An 18120-nucleotide genomic window follows, 5' to 3' on the forward strand; every position below is an offset into this window, starting at 1 on the left:
ACACATTTCGGTGTCTCTATTAGCAAGCTCCGGGCCATCCGGCCAGCGCACGAAACGGCCGGCTTGCGGCAAACGCGCGCGCGACGCGCAACACGCTGTGTAAGCGAACCGTATGCAAAGGCGCGGGTGTCGAGTCGAACACGCACACAATCGATTCGCCATTCCGTGTATTACCGCAAATCGCCCGCGTGGACAAATGCGGACTCACCCCGATGCGCGCATGGTCGAGTTCCCTTCGGCTCAGTCCCACGCGTAGTGGAGGCCCACCCAAAAGCCGCGCGGCGCACCTGGTCCGACGAATTGCTCGTTCACGGGGTTCGCGCCGTCGAACGTGTGGCCGGGGCCGTTGAAGAAGTTCTGGCCCAGCACGCCGAAGCTCGCATAACGTCTGTCGAACAGGTTCGTTACGTTCGCATAGATCTCCAGCCGCTTCGTGATGCGGTAGCGCGTATCCAGATCGACAAGCACGTAGCCCGCTATCTTTCCGTTGATGTCCTGATTGTTTTCGTCGCCTTGCGCATAAACGCCGCTGCGCCACGTGATGTTCGTACCGATGCTCCACTTCGCCGTGGCCGCGTAATCGAGCCGAAGCTTGACGGCATGGGTGGGAATGCCGGGCACGTGGTCACCCGGCCGCACCGTCACGACGCCGTTTGCATCCGCCGAGGAATTCGCGGGGCTATGTTCCGTCCACGTCGAGCGGTAGGTCGCATTCACGTAGCTGTAGTTCAGACCTATGCCGACGGGGCCCCATACCGTGTGCCCCGCCAGTTCGATACCCTGGCGGCGCGTCTTGCCGACGTTCTGGAAATAGCCCTGCGTGCTGCCAGCCGCGCTCACGAACTCGATGTCGTTGGACAGCGTAGTGCTGAACGCGGCGGCGCTCCAGGTGGTCGCCGCGCCGGGATGGCCGCGCGCCCCCGCTTCGAACGTCTTCGAAACCACGGCTTGCAGCGCCGGGTCGGCCACGAAGTTGTTCGGTAGTGAGCACGGCGCGGCCGGGTCCGCGCACGCAAGCTCGATGGCGGTCGGCGCGCGCATGCCTTCGTTGTAGGCCGCATAAATGGTGAGGGCCGGCAGCGGATTCCAGTTGAGGCCGACAGCCGGATTGAAACGCGAGAACGTGTGATAGCCGTCGAGCAGCGGCTGCATGCCGCTTTCGTCGCCAATGCGCGCGCTCGACCAGTCGTAGCGGCCCGATAGCGTGAGCGTCCATTGCGGCGTGAGCGTGAGCGTCTCGTTCAGATAGAGGCCATAGTTCACGTTGCGTGTTTTCGCATCGGTCTGCTGACTAAAATTTCCGATGCCTACCGTCGCGCGGTCGGACGTGAACGAGGCGTTCTGCGACGACGAAACGTAGTGCGAGTTGGCGAAGTCCGCCGCCACACCCGCAACGAGCTGGCTGCCAATGCTGCCCAGTTTGCCCAGCAGCGTGAGCTGCAGGCTCGCACCGAAGCGCTCCGTCGTGACGACGGAATCGACGTTGCTTCCCTCCAGCGTGTCGACATTGCCATTTTCGTCGATCGATCCGTAGTTCGCATTGTTGTTGCTGCTCGTGTTCTCGTTGCGCAGATGCCGATAGTACGCGTTGCCGCTCAGTTCGACGTTGTCGGTGAAGAAATGCTCGCCCGATAGCGTGAGATAGCCCACGCTGTTGCGATTCAGGTCCGGGAACGTGTAGGCCTGCTTGGGGTTGTCGAGAAACGAGCGGGGAATGGTCTGGCTGCCGTAGAGCGAGTTGTCCGCGCCGCCGCCGGAAATCGAGAGCGTGGTGTCGTCATCGGTGTAGCGCAGCTTGCCGAATGCCTGGCGCACGCGGCTCGCGTTGTGGTCGGCCCAGCCGTTGTCGTTCGTGACGTTGGCATTCGCGTAATAGTCGAAATGCGGCCCGAACACGCCCCCCTGCTCGAATTGCGCGCTCTTGCGCCCCCATGAGCCTCCTGAGAGATCGACGCTGCCGCCCGGACTCGTGCGGCCGTTCTTTGTCGTGATCGCGATTGCGCCGCCCAACGTGTTCAGTCCATACACGGGGTTCGAGCCGGGAATGAGCTGGATCTTGTCGATCGCCCCGGATGGAATCAAGTCCCAGTTCACGACGTCGCCGAACGGCTCGTTCACGCGCACGCCGTCCAGGAACACCGACAACCCCTGCGGCGTGCCAAGCACTGGCGAGGCCGTAAAGCCCCGATAGCTCAGGTTCATCTGGAAGGGGTTGCCCTGGGCGTCCTCCACGCTCACACCCGGCAGGTTGGCAGCGAAGAAGTCCGTCAGCGTTTCGCGGTGCTGCGTTTCGATGTCCTGCGCGCGGACCGTCTGCACATTCGCCGGCACCTGCGCGAGCGGCGTGCCGATGCCGAGCAGCGGCGTCGTGCCGACCACGACAACGCCGGGCAGCACCAGCGGCGTGGGCGCCCCCTGCGGCTCGCCCCCGGCGTCAGCCGTGGCGGCCCTGGACGCATCCGCGCAAAACACGGCGAGCGTGAGCCATGCGCCAAGCACGGCATACGAGCGCCTGGCGCCCACGCGAGCGTCCCTCTCCGTTGTCGACATCCGTCTCCACCTGTCTTATGCGGTCACGGCGGTCAAACGCCAAGGCGTCTGCCGCCGGCCGATGCGTACACAACCTGTCTCCTCTTCGCTGTGGTCTAGCCAGGAACGTGCCAGCACACGGGAAAGCGTGCTTGCCGCTGTCCGGCAAGCGCGCTTCGCCGCCCGACTGTCACGTTCGCCAACAGTTTCCGCTGCGCCTTGTACCTGAATGCAACAGATCGACCATTGCCGGACACCTCGGCCGTGAGCTGAGGAACGGGCTGCATCCCCCGCTGCGCAAAGCGACGCGGAAAATGGCATACGACTTGCAAGAACGGTTTCGCACCCGGACCGGCCCCACCCCCGCGCATCCAGCCTGACCGCTTCCCGGCCGTGCATCGACAACTAATCAGGAGACGAAGATGAAGAGACGCTCGGCTGCGGCAAGCCGGCTTGCGACCTGTGCCATGGGTATCGCGGCGGCGATCACCTTGAACGCGGGCCCCGTGGATGCCGCCTCGGATTACCCACCCGTGACCTATGACCGCCTGACCCGCGCGCAAAGCGATCCGGGCTGGCTCACGTACTACCGGAGCTACAACGGACAGTCGCATTCGCCGCTCAAGCAGATCGACGCATCGAACGTCGGCGAGCTCAAAGAGGCGTGGCGCTACCAGTTTCCCGCTGAACTCAAACAAGGCTTCGAGGCGACGCCTATCGTCAACGGCAACTATCTTTTCGTCAGTACACCGAAGGACAACGTCTACGCCTTCGACGTGAAAACCGGCACGCAACTCTGGAAATACGAACCGAAACTCAGCGCGGAGTCGTTCAAGACCGCATGTTGCGACGTGGTCAACCGCGGCGTCGCGCTCTATGGCAAGAACGTCTATATCGCCATGCTGAGCGGCGAAATCGCCGCGCTCGATGCGAAAACCGGCAACGTGGTCTGGAAGAAACAGATGTTCGAGCCGGGTCTCGGCTATGCGTTCTCGCTCGCGCCGCTCGCGCTCGACGGCTCGCTCGTGGTCGGCACCTCGGGTGGCGAGTACGGCATCCGCGGCTACATCGCCGCGCTCAGTCCGGACGACGGCTCGATCGTCTGGAAGCGCTACACCATTCCTGGCGCCGGCGAAAAAGGCGCGGAGACCTGGCCCGACGGCATGCAGGCGCACGGCGGCGGCGCCGCGTGGCTCACCGGCACCTACGACGCCGCGAGCCGTACCCTGTACTGGGGTGTGGGCAATCCCGGCCCGTGGCTCGCCGCGCTGCGCCCTGGCGATAATCTGTACTCCGATTCACTGCTCGCGCTCGATCCGAAGAACGGAGATCTCAAATGGCACTATCAGTACACGAGCAACGACACGTGGGACTATGACGGCGTCAACACGCCGATCCTCGCGAACATCCAGTACAAAGGCAAGGATTACGACGCCATCATCCACGCGGACCGCAACGGCTTCTTCCACGCCATCGACCGGCAAACAGGCAAGCTGATCTACGCGGAGCCGTTCGTGAAGGCGACCTCGGTGACGGGCTACACCGCCGAGGGCAAGCCGATTGAGGATGCCTCGAAATTCCCCAAGGCCGGCTCGACCATCGACACCTGCCCGAGCTTTCTCGGTGGCAAGAACTGGTGGTCCGTGTCCTACGATCCTGAGCGGCACATCGCCGTCGTGCCGGCGCTCCACGCGTGCATGAGCCTTTCTGGCAAATCGGTGAGCTACATGGAAGGCCTGCCCTATCTCGGCGAGGGCTTCGAAATCAAGCCTGAACCCGGTAGCGAGGGCTATGGTGAGTTGCAGGCCATCGACGTGAACACGGGCAAGAAGCTCTGGGGTCACTGGAGCAAGATGCCCTGGAACGGCGGCGTCGCGACGACGGCGAGCGGACTCGCATTCAGCGGCTCGCTCGACGGCCATCTCTATGCCTTCGACGTTTCCACCGGCAAGGTGTTGTGGGAGAGCCCGCAGCTCGCTAGCGGCATCATCGCGCAACCGTCCGTGTTCGAAGTCGATGGTAAGGAGTACGTCGCGGTGCTCGCCGGCTACGGCGGTGCGAATCCGATCTGGGGCGGTCCGATGGCCGACGTAGCGAAGGATGTTCCGCGCGGCGGCACGCTCTATGTTTTCGCGCTGAACCGGGGCTGAGCGAGCCGTTCCGCGCTTCATCCCGCGCCTGTCATCCCCTGCTTTGCGCCGCACGCGCACGCCGCGCGCGCGGCGGCCTCGCCTCCACTGGAGCACAAGATCATGAATTTCCGCATCACCCACATCGCCGTGGCCGCTGCGCTCGCGGCGGGCGGCGCGCACATGAACGCACATGCCGCGACCAACGCCGTGCGCGTCTGCACGTTGCCGGGCAGCCCAACGGCCGTACTCGACGTGGCCGTTGCGCGCGCCGTGCTAAAGGCCGCCGGCATACCCGCGACGTTCGCCACGCATGGCATCGACGACGATGGCGGCGACGACGGCATCTCCGCGCACGAACTTTCCCGTGCGCTTGCCCGCGACTGCGACCTCGTTGCGGGCTTCCCGCGCTCGTCGATCGCCGACGCGTCGGGCTCGCAGATGGTCTTCTCTCAAGGCTATCTGCGCTCCGGCTATGTGAGCATCACCTTGCGCGGTCCGCACGCCGCAACGGCTGCCGCAGACGGCAAGGAAACCGTTGCGGCGACCTGGTCGAGCCCATCGCAGCTGATCGCCGTGCAGCAGAAGAATGTGCGCTTCGACCTGGAGAACACGTCCGAACTGACTGTCGACGCGGTCGCCAAAGGACGCGCCCAGCGCGCGATCGTCTGGTACCCGGCCGTCGTTGCTTACCAGCGCACACATCCCGAGCAGCAATTCGCCGTGGCAGCGGCGCCCTCCCCGTATGCCGACTGGAATCTCGTCTTCGCTTCGGGACCCGGCATGCGTGCGCTGCAAGCGCGCATCGACGACGCGCTCACGCATATGAATGGCGATGGACGCCTCGCCGCACTCACGCGCGGCTGGACACTGCCAGAAGGTGCTACGAGCGAGGCGCGTGCGGATGCTCCACATTTCGACGACGCAATGACTTCGTATCGGCGAGCGCGCGACAACGTACGCGCAGCGGGGCACATCATCAAGGTGGCCGCAACCACCGGCGGCAACGCACCGGCATTCGATCACGAACAGGTGGAACACGGCCAACACCTTTATTCGGACTCCTGTGCGAAATGCCACGGCGCACAGCTTGAAGGCATTACAGCGCCCGCATTGAGCGGACCGGCCTTTGCCCCGGCCGCGAATTCGCATTTGACGATCGGTGGCATTTACCAGTACATGTCGACCAACATGCCGGCCGACCGCCCCGGCAAGATGAGTGATCAGGAGTACGCGGACCTGATGGCGTTCCTGCTCTACACCAACGGTTACGACGCGGGCGACGCGAAGCTGACTTCGGAAGCCGCGCAATCGTCGACCACGCCGCTCAATGCCGGCCCTCGGCACTAGGCTTCCCTTTAACCATGGCAGTACGAAATATTTGCAATCTCACTCTGGACATCCGCATGAATACCCGCAATCGCAGAACCTTCATCCTTCACGCCGCCGGCCTCTGCGCCGCACTCGCCACGGCCGGGCGGGCAATCGCAGCGCCAGCGCTCGTTGACGAGAACGACGCCACGGCCAAGTCGCTGGGCTATCGTGCCAAGGCGAGCAGCGTCGACGCAAGCAAATTTCCGAAATATGCCGCAGGTCAGCGCTGCGCCAATTGCCGCTTCTTTACGGGCGCCGCGGGCGAAGCAGCAGGCGCATGCCCGATGTTTTCCGGCAAGGCGGTCGCGGCCGACGGCTGGTGCAACGTCTACGCGCAGCGCGCCTGATACTTCGCCGCCAGGCTTGGCGCGGTGCTGTGCTTTAGCTACCGTCGATGGCGCGGCGCCATGCCGTTTTCTCCTTGCTCGCAAGCCGGGCCAGCAGCCCGGCGAACGCCCTCACGATCGCGCGCCCGACGGTGGGGTCGGCGAGCATCGCCATTTGACGGCTTCCTCGGGCCGGCCGCCTTCGAACTCACCATGAAGATCGCGGCGACACCCTGTCCCCCGTTGGAGCGTTGCTCGGGCATATCCGAATGCAAGGCCCGGATATCATCGTCAACTTTGGCGGCATGCTTTCCGGCCCCCTTTATGAGGCTTCCAACAGCCGTCCCTTGGGAAGTGGCGCTTCGACGCCGCTCTCGCCCCCATGCTGTTTTTCGTCCGCCTATCCGATGCTGGCGCCGGGCATCAGCGGCCATGTGGCAGTGATTGCGGCGTCATGCGATGACAATGCACCGCCATCACCGCATTGATTTGCGATCCGAATCCTATCTCCGGCGGCTTGCTTCATTGAAATCGTTGCGCCGTCCTTCAGCGACCGCGTGCATTCCACGACGAATGGCAGGCAGCGGTCATACCGGTTGTTCTGAGGAATAGCGATACGGCTCCCCCACTGCATCGCGGCACATGCCTTGCGCGCCGCTTTGTCGGCATGCGCGCGGCGCGGCTTTGACAGTTCGGACGCGCTTGTGAAGCGGCTTGGAAATGGAGGGGAGGACAATGAAGCAGTCGACGAAACGCGCAGTGATATGGGCGTTGGCATTGGCGCTATCGGGCGCGGGTTACCCCGCAGCGGCCAGGGGCGGCAGTGGTGGCGGAAGTGGCGGCGGCAATGGCGGCGGCAATGGCGGCAACGGTGCGGGTGGCGGCGCTGGCAATGGCGGCGGTCATGGCAGCGGCGGAGCTGGGGCTGGAGCCGGAGCGGGCGCTGGTGGTGTTGGCGCAGGCGCAGGCGCCGGAGCGGGCGCTGGTGGCGCTGGTGCCGGCGCGGGTGCGGGCGCAGGCGCCGGATCTAGTGGCGCCGGCGCTGGTGCCGGGTCAGGTGGTGCGGGCTCAGGTGGTGCGGGCTCAGGCGGTGCGGGCTCAGGCGGTGCTGGCTCAGGCGGTGCTGGCTCAGGCGGTGCTGGCTCAGGCGGTGCGGGCTCAGGCGGTGCGGGCTCAGGCGGTGCGGGCTCAGGCGGTGCTGGCAAAGGCGGTGCCGGCTCAGGCGGTGCCGGCTCAGGCGGTGCCGGTTCAGGCGGTGCCGGTTCAGGCGGTGCCGGCTCAGGCGGTGCAGGTTCAGGCGGTGCAGGCTCAGGCGGTGCCGGTTCAGGCGGTGCAGGCTCAGGCGGTGCCGGTGCAGGCGGTGCCGGTTCAGGCGGTGCAGGCGCAGGCGGTGCCGGTGCAGGCGGTGCCGGTTCAGGCGGTGCAGGCTCAGGCGGTGCCGGTGCAGGCGGTGCCGGTTCAGGCGGTGCAGGCTCAGGCGGTGCAGGCTCAGGCGGTGCCGGTGCAGGCGGGGCCGGTTCAGGCGGTGCAGGCTCAGGCGGTGCCGGTGCAGGCGGCGCGGGTGCAGGCAGTGCCGGTGCAGGCGGCGCGGGTGCAGGTAGCGGCGGTGCAGGTAGTGCCGGTTCAGGTGGCCCAGGCGGACCGATGGGCGGCGCGTTGGCAGCTACGAGCGCGCGTTTGGGGGTCACTACAACTATTGTAAAAGTCGAGCCCCCCAGCGCACCGCATACGAATAGCTACGATCACCCGAGCGTGGCCCATTCGGGCGACGGCATGAACGTAAGGGCGGCTCCCCCGCCTGTCGCAAACAGCTACGGCCCGTCGGGTGCCGCCAGCCGGAGCGGCGCCATGAGCGTCCGTGCGGCTCCGCCGCCCGGGGTGAACAGCTACGGACCGCCAGGCGCGACCAGCAAGAGCGGCACGATGAGCGCGCATGCGGCTCCATCGCCGGCCGCAAACGACTATGGCCCGCCCGGAGGCGCCAGGACAGACGCCAGGGCCGGCACCGCGCTGGATACGGGCGGCTACGGCCCGCCGATTCTCACGCGCACAGGGATGGTGTATTTGGGGCCGCCGCGCGCGAAGCAGAACGCGCCGTCGCGCGCGAATGTTCCGGCCAACACCAACGGTATGCACACGACTCCGTATGACGATACGAAGCCGTAACGCGTAGCGCGCTGCACTGGCGCGATGCTGCGTGGTTGCCCGAGACCGTTGCCGCGATAGAGCGAACGCTCTTTCGCGGCGGGCCGGCTTGCGGTCGTCGAGCCATGCGTCTTGCAAACCCCGCGGTCCTCGCACGTCCGCTGACTTGCAAATGCCGACGCCTCCGCCATCGAGCCGGTCGATGCGGAGGCAACGAAATTGCCGCTTTCGGGTATCGGCGTGCCGGCGGGCGCCCACCCGCCGGCACGCTGCGATCAGAGGCCGCTTACCGTCTTGACCGTCACCCACTGGCCATTCTTCACCTGATAGACCGTAGACGACCCATTCTTCAGCGAGCCATTGGCGTTGTACTCGATATGGCCAGTGATGCCATCAAAGCTGATGTTTTGCAGCTTCGCGCGATAATCGCCGGGCTTCGTCGAATTGGCCGCCTGCATCGCCTTGATGGCAGCCCAGGCGGCGTCGTAGCCGAACGGCGCGTAGGAGAGCACGTCGTCGCCGTACTTCTGCTTGAAGCGCTCCGCGAACTTCGCGCCCACCGGTGTGCTGTCGAGCGGACGGCCATACTCCCATGCCATCGCGCCTTCCGACACGTCGCCCGCGAGCTTGATGAAGTCGACGTCCTTGACGCCGCCGCCGCCCACGTACTGCGCCTTGATGCCGAGCTGGCTCATCTGCTTCATGATGCCGGCCGCCTGAGGATTGAGGGCGCCCACGAAAATCAGATCGGGGTTCTTGCTCTTGATGTTCGTGAGTTGGGTCTTGAAGTCCGTTGCCTGATTCGTGGTGTATTCGCGATCGATGATCTCGCCGCCGTGCGCCTTCACCGCCTTCACGAACTCATCGGCTTCACCCTGGCCGAATGCCGTGCGGTCGTCGATCACGGCGATGCGCTTCGCCTTCGTCGTCGTGACTGCATAGGCGCCCGCGGTGCCGGCGTTTTGCGCGTCGCTCGAAATCACCATGAAGATGTTCTTGAAGCCCCGGCCGCTGATGACCGGGTTCGTGGCGGCCGGATCGATGTCGGGCAAGCCCGCCTTTTCATAGAGATCGGACGCGGGAATGGTCGTCCCCGAGTTGAAGTGGCCGACCACAACCGACACGCCTTCGTCCACGAGCTTTTGCGCGACTTGCACGCCCACGCGCGGGTCGGCCTGGTCATCTTCGGCGACGAGTTCGAACGAGACGGGCTGACCGTTGATTTTGACGCCTTGCGCCTTGGCGTCCTCAAGGGCCATTTTGACGCCGTTTTCCAGGTCTTTGCCGTAGTTGGCGTTCGGTCCGCTGAGCGGCGCGGCAAAGCCGACCTTGACAACCGATTGCGCGCGAGAAGCGAGCGGTGCAACTGCGAGAAGTGCTCCAACTGCCACTGCGATAGGGGAAAGAGTCTTCGCAAAACGCATCTTTTATCCTTTGTCGGCAAGCATATGTTCACTGCTATGGCGCACGCCGGCTTCGCTCACCCGCTTTTCCCGCTTTCCTGCGGTCGCGGCGGCTGCCGGTTCGCGGCTCCCGTTTGCATTGACTGCGTGTGATGCTCCTCCTGAAAAGGCGTGGTATTGAACGACCGCTCCAAACGAGACATGCCGGAACGCTCGCTGAAAACGACTATAGGAAGCCAATATCGCTTCGTCTTGGCCATTCTCGACAATATCCATGCGCATTTCTGCACAGCGGTGCAAGCCGAAGCAATCAGGATAAATACGCCTGTGCTGACAAAATAAGGCGTAATAGAAATGTAATCGCGTGGGTGTGGACGGCGGCGAAGTCCCGCATCGCGCGCATCGCGGCACAACGCTCCGCGCCTGCCGGGCAACGACGATTAGCGCTGCGGGGCAAGCTGCCCGCCCCCAAGCGCCACATACAGCGAAGCGCCGTTTTGCAGAGCAGCCGCTCGCAGCTGGATCAATTGCTGTTGCGCGGCAAACAAGCTGCGCTTCGCATCGACCACTTCGAGGTAGATGGAGATGCCGTTCTGGTAGCGAAGATCGGCCGCTTGCGCGAGCCGCGCCTCGGCGGCCACCGCGCGTTCCTGCGCCGCGATCTGCTCGTTCAGGCGCTGGCGAGCGATCAGTGCGTCGGACACTTCGCGAAAGGCCACCTGAACCGTCTTCTGATAGTTCGCCACGAGTTCGGTGCGGCGCGCTTTGGACAAACCAAGTTGCGCGCTGCGGCGCCCCGCGTCGAATATCGGCAGCGTAACGAATCCGGAAACGAGCCATGCCTGCTTGCCGGGCACGAACAGGTCACTCAATTCGGGAGACACGTAGCCGAAATTGCCCGTGAGCGAGATGCGCGGGAAAAAGTCTGCACGCGCGGCCCCGATATCCGCGTCGGCCGCTCTCAAGGACTGCTCGGCAGCACGGATGTCGGGGCGCACGGTCAGCAGCGAAGAAGGCAGGCCCGCGTCGAGATTGCCGAACTGATCGGCGTCCGCGAGCGCGTGGTGCTCCGTCGTGCCGGCTGGCAGCGGACCACCGATGAGGACCGCCAATTGATTACGCTGCTGCCCCGTCGTTCTTTGCAGTTCGGCGAGCTGCGTCTGCGCCTGCGTGACGAGAATGCGCGCCTGCTCATAGTCCACAAGTGATGTCGCGCCTGCTTCGAGGCGCAGCTGTGCGACTTCCAGTGCGTACTGGCGCGTCTCGAGCGTATGCTGCGCGAGGTCGATACCCTCGTTGCCCGAAAGAATGGCGTAGTAGGTCGCCGCCACGTTGCTGATCAGCGAGAGACGAAACGCTTCATTGGCCTCCACGGTCGCCAGATAGTTGCGGCGCGCGGATTCGCTCAGGTTCGCCACGCGCCCCCAAAAATCGAGTTCGAACGACGTGACGGCCACCTGCACGCTGTACTGGGTGAAGTGGATCGAGGCGTTGTTGTCGGGCAGTTCAGGTTCGACCGAGGTAAGCGGCGTTTTCGTGCGGGTGGCGTCCGCGCCCGCCGCTACTTGTGGTAACTGCGCGGAACGCTGCACGCGATAAAGCGCCTGCGCCTGCTCGATGCGCGCGACCGATGCGGCCAGATCGCGATTCTGCTCCAGCGCCAAAGCGATGAGCCGCTTGAGCATGGGGTCGCGAAAGAACGTCTCCCACGTGAGCTCCGAAGCGAGCCGGTCGCCCCCCGAGGTGGCGATATCCGCGCTCTCATACGAGTTGGCCACGGGCAAATCCGGCTGCTGGTAGCGCGGAGCGAAATTGCAGGCGGCGAGCAGCAGGCACACTACGACCCCGGCTCCCGCTGAATGATTGGCACACTTAAGCATCGCCCTCTCCCGCGGGCAGCGCATCCGCTTCCTCGTCGTCGGGCGACCGCTTGCGGCTCAGCCACCTGCGCGCAACCACATAAAACACCGGCGTGAAGAAGATGCCGAGCAGCGTGGCGGTGAACATGCTGCCCATGATGCCGGTGCCCACGGCCTGCCGCCCCGCTGCGCCCGCGCCCGTGGCGAGCACGAGCGGCAGCATGCCCAGCACGAAGGTCACGCTCGTCATCAGGATCGGCCGCAGGCGCTGGCGCGCGCCGTTTGTGGCGGCGGTCACGGTATCGCTGCCTGCAGCCTCCTCCTTGATGGCGAATTCGACGATCAGAATGGCGTTCTTGGCCGCGAGCCCGATGATGGTCACGAGGCCGATATTGAAGTAGACATCGGCGGAAAAGCCCCGCGCCATGGTGAGAAGCACCGCGCCCAGCACGCCCAGCGGAATGATGAGCAGCACGGCAACGGGAATCGCCCAGCTCTCATAGAGCGCGGCCAGCAGCAGAAAGACCACGACGAGCGAAAGCAGCAGCAATGCCCCGATCTGCCCGGCTGCCTGCTGCTCTTCGTAGGCCGTGCCGGTCCATTCATAGGTCATGTTGCCGGTGAGAACCTGGTCCGCTATGCGCTCCATCTCCGCGAGCGCCGCGCCGCTGGATCGGCCTGGCGCCGCCTGCCCCGATATCGTCGCCGAAGGAAAGCCGTTATAGCGCTCCACCTGCTGCGGGCCCGTCGTCCAGTGCACGCTCGTGAACGCGGAAAACGGCACCATCTCGCCAAGGTTGTTGCGCAGTCGCAGCGCGCTGATGTCCTCGGGCCGCATGCGCTGGTCAGCGTCGGCCTGCATGAGCACGCGCAGCACATTTCCCTCGTAGACGAAGTCGTTCACGTAGTTCGAGCCGAACGCGAGCGCGAGCGCGCTGTTGACCTGCCCGATCTGCAGACCCAGTGCGCGCGCCTTCACGCGATCGATATCGACGTACAGTTGCGGCGCGGGCGGCAAACCGTCGGGACGCACGCCCACGAGCAGCGGGCTGCGCGACGCCTCCATCAGCATGCGCGCGCTGGCCTGCTGCAACGCCGCGCCGCCTACCCCGCTGCGATCCAGTATCTTCATCGTGAACCCGCTGGCATTGCCGAGTGCGGGAATGGGCGGCGGATCGAGCGCGAACACGAGCGCCTCTGGAATGTTGCGGAAGGCGGCGTTCGCGCGCCCGACCAGCGCCGCCGCGGAGTTCGCCGCGCCTGGCCGGTCCGCCCAGGGCTTCAGGTCGACGAATGACATCGCAGCCGACTGCCCCTGGCCGAAGAAGCTGAATCCGGTGATCGACGCGATATTGCGCACCTGGGGCTGCTGCCTGAGAAAGGCCTCGACCCGATCGACGACTTGTTGCGTGCGCTGCGCGGTCGCGCCAGGCGCGGCCGTGTACGCGACAAAGATATGCCCCTGGTCTTCGCCCGGAATGAAGCCGCGCGGCAGTTGCGTGAAGAGAAACCCCGTCGCGACGCACACCACGAGAAAGACGGCGAGCCAGCGCACCGGCGCGCGCAGCATGGCCTCCACGGCGCGCACGTAGCGCTCGGTGGCCGAGTCCATGCCGCGATTGAATGCGTCGAAAACGCGCTGCTGGACGCGCGCCGGCCAACGTATGACGGTATGCCCGTGCGAGCCGTCACCGGCCTTCGCTTTGCGGTGCAGCAGTGTCGCCGACATCGCCACGCCCAGCGTCAACGCAAGCAAGGTAGACAGAAAGATCGAAACGGTGAGCGTGACCGAGAACTGCCGATAGATCGCGCCCGTCGAGCCGGGAAAGAAGGCCATCGGAACGAACACCGCAATGAGCACGAGCGTGCTGGCAATCGCGGCGCCCGCAATCTGGCCGACCGCCTTGACGGTCGCGCGCCGCGAACCGAGCCCCTCTACCTGGATCACGCGCTCGACGCTTTCCACCACCACGATCGCATCGTCATTGAGAACGCCGATCGCGACGACCATGGCAAACAACGAAAGCAGATTGATCGAGAGTCCGAAAAGATAAATGCCAACACAGGTTCCGATCAGCGCGATCGGCACGACCAGCGTGGGGATCAGCGTGGCCTGCCACTTCTGGAGGAACAGGAAAACGATGACCGTCACGAGCAGCAGCGCCTCGACCATGGTGCGCAACACGCCGCTCAGCGAGGTCGTGATGAACGGCGTCGTATCGAACGGAACCACCCATGTCACGCCTTTCGGAAAGGTCGGCTGCAATTGCGCGAGACGCTGCCGCACGGCGCTGGCCACGGCCAGCGCATTGGCGCCGCTCGCGAGCTGAATGGCGATTCCTGCGGACTCCTTTCCATTCACGCGAAAGGCGAATCCGTAGCTGTCGTTGCCCAGTTCCACGCGCGCGACGTCGCCCACCCGCACCGTGGAGCCATCGGGATTCGAGCGCACGATCACTTCGCGGAATTGCTCGGGCGTCGAGAAACGGCCGCGCATGACGATCTGCGCGTTGAGCTCCGCACCCGGCGCAGTGGGTTGGTCGCCGAGACCGCCGCCCGCCGTCTGGCTGTTCTGCTCCTGAATCGCCGTCATCACTTCGTTAGCCGAAATACCGAAGCTGCTGAGCTTCTCCGGATCGATCCATATCCGCATCGCATACGACGAGCCGAAAAGCTGTGCGTCGCCAATGCCGGGAATGCGGCGCAATTCATTGACGATGTTGTTCGCCGCGAAGTTGCCGAGTTCGACGGCCGGTATCGAACCATCGGCGGATTGCAGCGCCACGAGCATCAGAAAGCCCGACGATGCTTTCGTGACCCGCACGCCAATCTGGCGCACTTCCAGCGGCAGGCGCGGCTCCACGCGGCTCAAGCGGTCCTGCACCTGCGAGAGCGCGACATCGAGATTGGTACCGGGCCTGAGCGTGACGGTGATTTGCGCGGTGCCGTTCGAGCGGCTCTGCGACGACATGTAAAGGAAGTTGTCCACGCCGTTCATTTCGTTTTCGATGATCGACGTCACGGTGCGGTCCAGCGTCTGCGCGTCAGCGCCGCTGTAGACCGCCGATATCGTGAGCGATGGTGGCGCGACGTCCGGGTACTGTTCGACCGGCAGCAGCATGAGCGCGAGGCCGCCAAAGAGCGCGATGAAAAGCGCGACCACCCACGCGAAAACCGGCCGGTAGACAAAGAATTGCTTCATGGGTGCGGCGCTCAGGAGGGGTTCGCGGCAACGGGATGCGCGTCGACGCGCTGCCCCGGCTGCACCCTCTGCCAGCCATCGACGATGACCCGCTCGCCCGGCTCGAGGCCGTCCTTGACGACCCATTGCCCCTCTTCCTGCGGGCCGAGCACGACGTTACGCCGCACGACGGTGCCATCGTCGGCCACGAGCGAGAGGCTCGTCGCGTTGTTGTCGAACTGCACGGCACGCACGGGCACGGCCATGCCATTCGGGATCGTGCCGATTACGATCCGACCGCGCACGAACTGTCCGGGCAAGAGAATGCGCTGCGCATTGTTGAAACGCGCGCGCAGGATCTGCGTGCCAGTTGAAGGCTCGACTACGAGATCGGTGAAGTCGAGCACGCCGGGCTCCTTGAATTCCTCCCCGTTCGAAAGCGTGAGCCACACCTGCACGCGGTCGGTTGGCGCCGCGAGCGCGCCCGAAGCGATTTGTTTGCGTACTTCCAGCAACGAAACATTCGATTGCGTGAAAACGGCGTTCACGGGCGTGAGTTGATTGATCTGCGTGAGCAAGGTCGCGCCGGCTGCACTGACGAGCGCTCCCTCTGTAACGAGCGCGCGCCCCACACGGCCCGCAATGGGCGCGCGCACCGTGCATCGATCGAGCCGCAACTGCGCCAGCGTGAGCGCGGCGCGTGCGTCCGCAACGTTCGCGTCGGCCTGTTGCCGCGCACTCAACGCGGCTTCGTACTCCTGCGCGCTGACCACCTGGCGCGCCACCAAGGGCTTGAAGCGCGCCACTTCCGAAGCTGCATTGCCCTGCACGGCCTGAGCCCGGGTAAGCGCCGCCTGCGCCTGCCCCAACGCGGCTTCGTAATCGCGCGAGTCGATGAGAAAGAGCGGCGCGCCGGCGCGCACATCGGTGCCTTCTTCATAAAGGCGCCGCTCGACGATACCGTCCACGCGCGCGCGCACCTCTGCGGAGCGGATCGCTTCAATGCGTCCGGGCAGTTCGATCACGCGTGGAATGGGTTTCGACCTGACCGTTTCGACGAGCACGCTCGGCGGCGGCACGGCGCCAGTGGGGGCTTGCCGGTCGCGGCATCCGAAAGCCGCCAGCAGCACTACAGTCGCGACGGCGAGCAGGCAGGGGCGATAGCTTCTGAATTGGCACTGATGTGGCACGCAGGCTCCCCAATTCAATGGAGACGGTACGCTCCGCCGTGGGATCACTGATTGCGCAGGCGCGTGACCGGCTCATCAAGATATTCACTCAAACGGCGTCTTTCAGCCTCCGATGTGCGCAGTACGAGCGGGGACTGCTAATTGTTATCTAACGATAAGTTCACTCATTCACAGGAATTACCCAGAACTTCGAGAAAATTCGCCAGTCGCAAATTACTTGAAGTCGGAATTCCCTCTACTACTATGGATAGACGACTCACGCCCCAAAATTTTTTCATTTTCAAGCCATCGCCCCTGCTCATTTAGGGCACATTCGCACTGTCGGTTATCACGGCTTTCAGGATGTTCTATAACCGAAGAAGCCATCACTCATGGCGACGTTAATCATCTTCTTGCCTCAGGAGATCGGATCATGAAAAGCCAACTCGTCCTCTCGGTCATTGCTGCTCTCGTCGTCGGTGTGTCCTCGTCCGCAATCGCTCAAGACACGCAAGGCACATCCGGTGGCGACCAAAGCCAGGGGACAGGTCGCCAGCAGGTCATGCCGACCATGCCGCATCGCGACTGGCACGAGGGCCAGCAAGTCCCTTCGAAATACCGGCATTACAACTTTGTGATGAACGGAAACGACTGGAAATCGCACAACCTGGACGCGCCCAAGCGTGGCCAGCAATGGCTGGGGGTGAACGGCGACTACGTGCTGGTGAACCGCAGCAACTGGAAGATCGCGAAGATCGTTGCGGGTACCGAGTGACCGGTCGGATGGCGCGGCGGGCTATGCCATCATAGCCCGCGCCGCGATTTATCCACCATGACTTGCGATAGCCAGGCATGCACGAATGCCATGCCTGACGCCCTTCTTAATCGACGAGCCGCGCGCGAAGGCGCCTGTACTCGTCTTCCGTGATCGAACCCGTAGTCTTGAGTTTATCCAGCTTCTCGATTTCGTCGGCGACGCTGTAGCCCACCATGTGGCGCAATTCGTCGCGCGCTTTCTGCGCCCGCTCCTGGTTGCGATGCGCCATGTCCCTGCCTTGCGTGATGATATAGGCGAATATGCCGATATAAGGCAGCACGATGAGAAAGATCACCCATACGATCTTGAGAAATCCCGATATATCGGTTCGGCGAAACAGGTCACTCGTGATCGTGATGAACAGCCAGAACCACAGAATGAACATGAATATCGAAAATGCATCGATAATAAAGTTCGAAAACGTAAAGCCATTTGCGAAGATCATGAATGCCCTCCGTCGGTTTTTCGTGTGGGGAACTGCAACCGCAGGCTAACACGGGCTTCGCAGGCGCGCGTCGACGCCGTATGCGCCATATGCGGCACGACTCACGCGGATGACGCGGCCCTGCAGTCGGCGGTCCAGTCAGACCGGGCCGCGCCTGCTCTCTCGTCCGGCAAGCGGCACCACGGCCATCGAAATGAGATCGAGCCCGAGGAACAATCCGAGCAAGGGTACGGGCACGCTCGGAAAGTTCGCGGCGAGGAAAATGGCGAGCAGGAAAGACAGCGCGGCGCTGACAAGGCCGATGTTATTGAGCTTGACGTCCTGCCCGACCGAAGCGACGATCTTGAAGAAGCCGTCGGCCACGAAGAATATCATCAGCATCACGGTCAAGCCGCGCGCGCGCGCACTATCATTGACCAGAATGAGAATGCCGATGAGCAACGGTACGACAACCGGTGGAATACGCCTCACGCCGAGTTTCCAGTCTTTCGTCGTAAAGAGATTCAGGGCGTGCACGAAGCCGCAGAACAGCAGCATTCTCGCGATAAAAAGCGTGCCTATCATGGACCTTGTCGTGAGCGACAAGATGATGCAGAAAATGCCTGCCGCGATGAGAAGGGTTGAACTTGCAATCGGAAAAATAGCACGCTTTTTCATGTTCGAATGTAACTGCGTCAATACGGTTACGTTCTTGTCGAATTGCAGGTTCAAGCGAAATTAAGCGTTCCACTATCAGCCGTGGA

Annotated in this window: 14 protein-coding genes; 6 read left to right on the top strand and 8 right to left on the bottom strand. The window is 63.8% G+C overall.

Annotated elements, in window-relative coordinates; translation table 11 throughout:
- Nucleotides 1-240: 240 nt before the first annotated feature.
- On the bottom strand, nt 241-2550 hold the full coding sequence (locus VSR34_RS22425; RefSeq protein WP_042289925.1) for a TonB-dependent receptor: 2310 nt from the start codon (nt 2548-2550) through the stop codon (nt 241-243).
- A gap of 401 nt (nt 2551-2951) precedes the next feature.
- Here VSR34_RS22425 and VSR34_RS22430 point away from each other — a divergent pair, with 401 nt between their 5' ends.
- From VSR34_RS22430 to VSR34_RS22450, 5 genes are all read left to right on the top strand, one after another.
- Nucleotides 2952-4679, top strand: coding sequence for a methanol/ethanol family PQQ-dependent dehydrogenase (locus tag VSR34_RS22430; RefSeq protein WP_028230916.1), 1728 nt, complete (start codon nt 2952-2954; stop codon nt 4677-4679).
- 102 nt (nt 4680-4781) lie between these two features.
- Nucleotides 4782-6008 carry a c-type cytochrome gene (locus VSR34_RS22435; RefSeq protein WP_342963592.1) on the top strand — a complete coding sequence of 409 codons (1227 nt, stop codon included), beginning with the start codon at nt 4782-4784 and terminating at the stop codon, nt 6006-6008.
- A gap of 56 nt (nt 6009-6064) precedes the next feature.
- A complete protein-coding gene (locus tag VSR34_RS22440) occupies nt 6065-6379 on the top strand; it encodes a high-potential iron-sulfur protein (RefSeq protein WP_028212479.1) in 315 nt (104 codons plus the stop codon).
- Nucleotides 6380-7181: 802 nt separating this feature from the next.
- Nucleotides 7182-8060 carry a hypothetical protein gene (locus VSR34_RS22445; RefSeq protein WP_342963593.1) on the top strand — a complete coding sequence of 293 codons (879 nt, stop codon included), beginning with the start codon at nt 7182-7184 and terminating at the stop codon, nt 8058-8060.
- A gap of 146 nt (nt 8061-8206) precedes the next feature.
- Nucleotides 8207-8524, top strand: coding sequence for a hypothetical protein (locus tag VSR34_RS22450; RefSeq protein ID WP_028212478.1), 318 nt, complete (start codon nt 8207-8209; stop codon nt 8522-8524).
- Nucleotides 8525-8778: 254 nt separating this feature from the next.
- Here the strand turns inward: VSR34_RS22450 and VSR34_RS22455 are convergent, their stop codons facing one another.
- The 5 genes from VSR34_RS22455 to VSR34_RS22475 form a co-directional block, all read right to left on the bottom strand.
- A complete protein-coding gene (locus VSR34_RS22455) occupies nt 8779-9927 on the bottom strand; it encodes a branched-chain amino acid ABC transporter substrate-binding protein (RefSeq protein ID WP_028212477.1) in 1149 nt (382 codons plus the stop codon).
- Between the two features lie 3 nt (nt 9928-9930).
- The gene (locus tag VSR34_RS22460) at nt 9931-10182 is read right to left on the bottom strand and encodes a hypothetical protein (protein WP_155836874.1); all 252 of its coding nucleotides are present in this window, start codon (nt 10180-10182) and stop codon (nt 9931-9933) included.
- A gap of 164 nt (nt 10183-10346) precedes the next feature.
- Nucleotides 10347-11786, bottom strand: a complete 1440-nt coding sequence (locus tag VSR34_RS22465; RefSeq protein WP_342963594.1) for an efflux transporter outer membrane subunit — start codon at nt 11784-11786, stop codon at nt 10347-10349.
- Nucleotides 11779-14967, bottom strand: coding sequence for a multidrug efflux RND transporter permease subunit (locus VSR34_RS22470; protein WP_342963595.1), 3189 nt, complete (start codon nt 14965-14967; stop codon nt 11779-11781). Before VSR34_RS22470 ends, VSR34_RS22465 begins: the two co-directional genes overlap by 8 nt.
- A gap of 11 nt (nt 14968-14978) precedes the next feature.
- Complete coding sequence (locus VSR34_RS22475; RefSeq protein WP_028212475.1) at nt 14979-16136, bottom strand: efflux RND transporter periplasmic adaptor subunit; 1158 nt, start codon at nt 16134-16136, stop codon at nt 14979-14981.
- Between the two features lie 412 nt (nt 16137-16548).
- On the opposite strand from VSR34_RS22475, the gene VSR34_RS22480 reads away from it, so the two are divergent.
- Nucleotides 16549-16890 carry an RcnB family protein gene (locus VSR34_RS22480; protein ID WP_028212474.1) on the top strand — a complete coding sequence of 114 codons (342 nt, stop codon included), beginning with the start codon at nt 16549-16551 and terminating at the stop codon, nt 16888-16890.
- A gap of 106 nt (nt 16891-16996) precedes the next feature.
- On the opposite strand, the gene VSR34_RS22485 is transcribed toward VSR34_RS22480, so the two are convergent.
- Together VSR34_RS22485 and VSR34_RS22490 are read right to left on the bottom strand one after the other, a co-directional pair.
- The gene (locus VSR34_RS22485; RefSeq protein ID WP_028212473.1) at nt 16997-17377 is read right to left on the bottom strand and encodes an SHOCT domain-containing protein; all 381 of its coding nucleotides are present in this window, start codon (nt 17375-17377) and stop codon (nt 16997-16999) included.
- A gap of 138 nt (nt 17378-17515) precedes the next feature.
- Nucleotides 17516-18088, bottom strand: coding sequence for a DUF308 domain-containing protein (locus tag VSR34_RS22490; RefSeq protein WP_028230920.1), 573 nt, complete (start codon nt 18086-18088; stop codon nt 17516-17518).
- Nucleotides 18089-18120: the final 32 nt, after the last annotated feature.

This window comes from Paraburkholderia sp. JHI2823 (assembly GCF_038900695.1).
GTDB lineage: Bacteria > Pseudomonadota > Gammaproteobacteria > Burkholderiales > Burkholderiaceae > Paraburkholderia > Paraburkholderia mimosarum.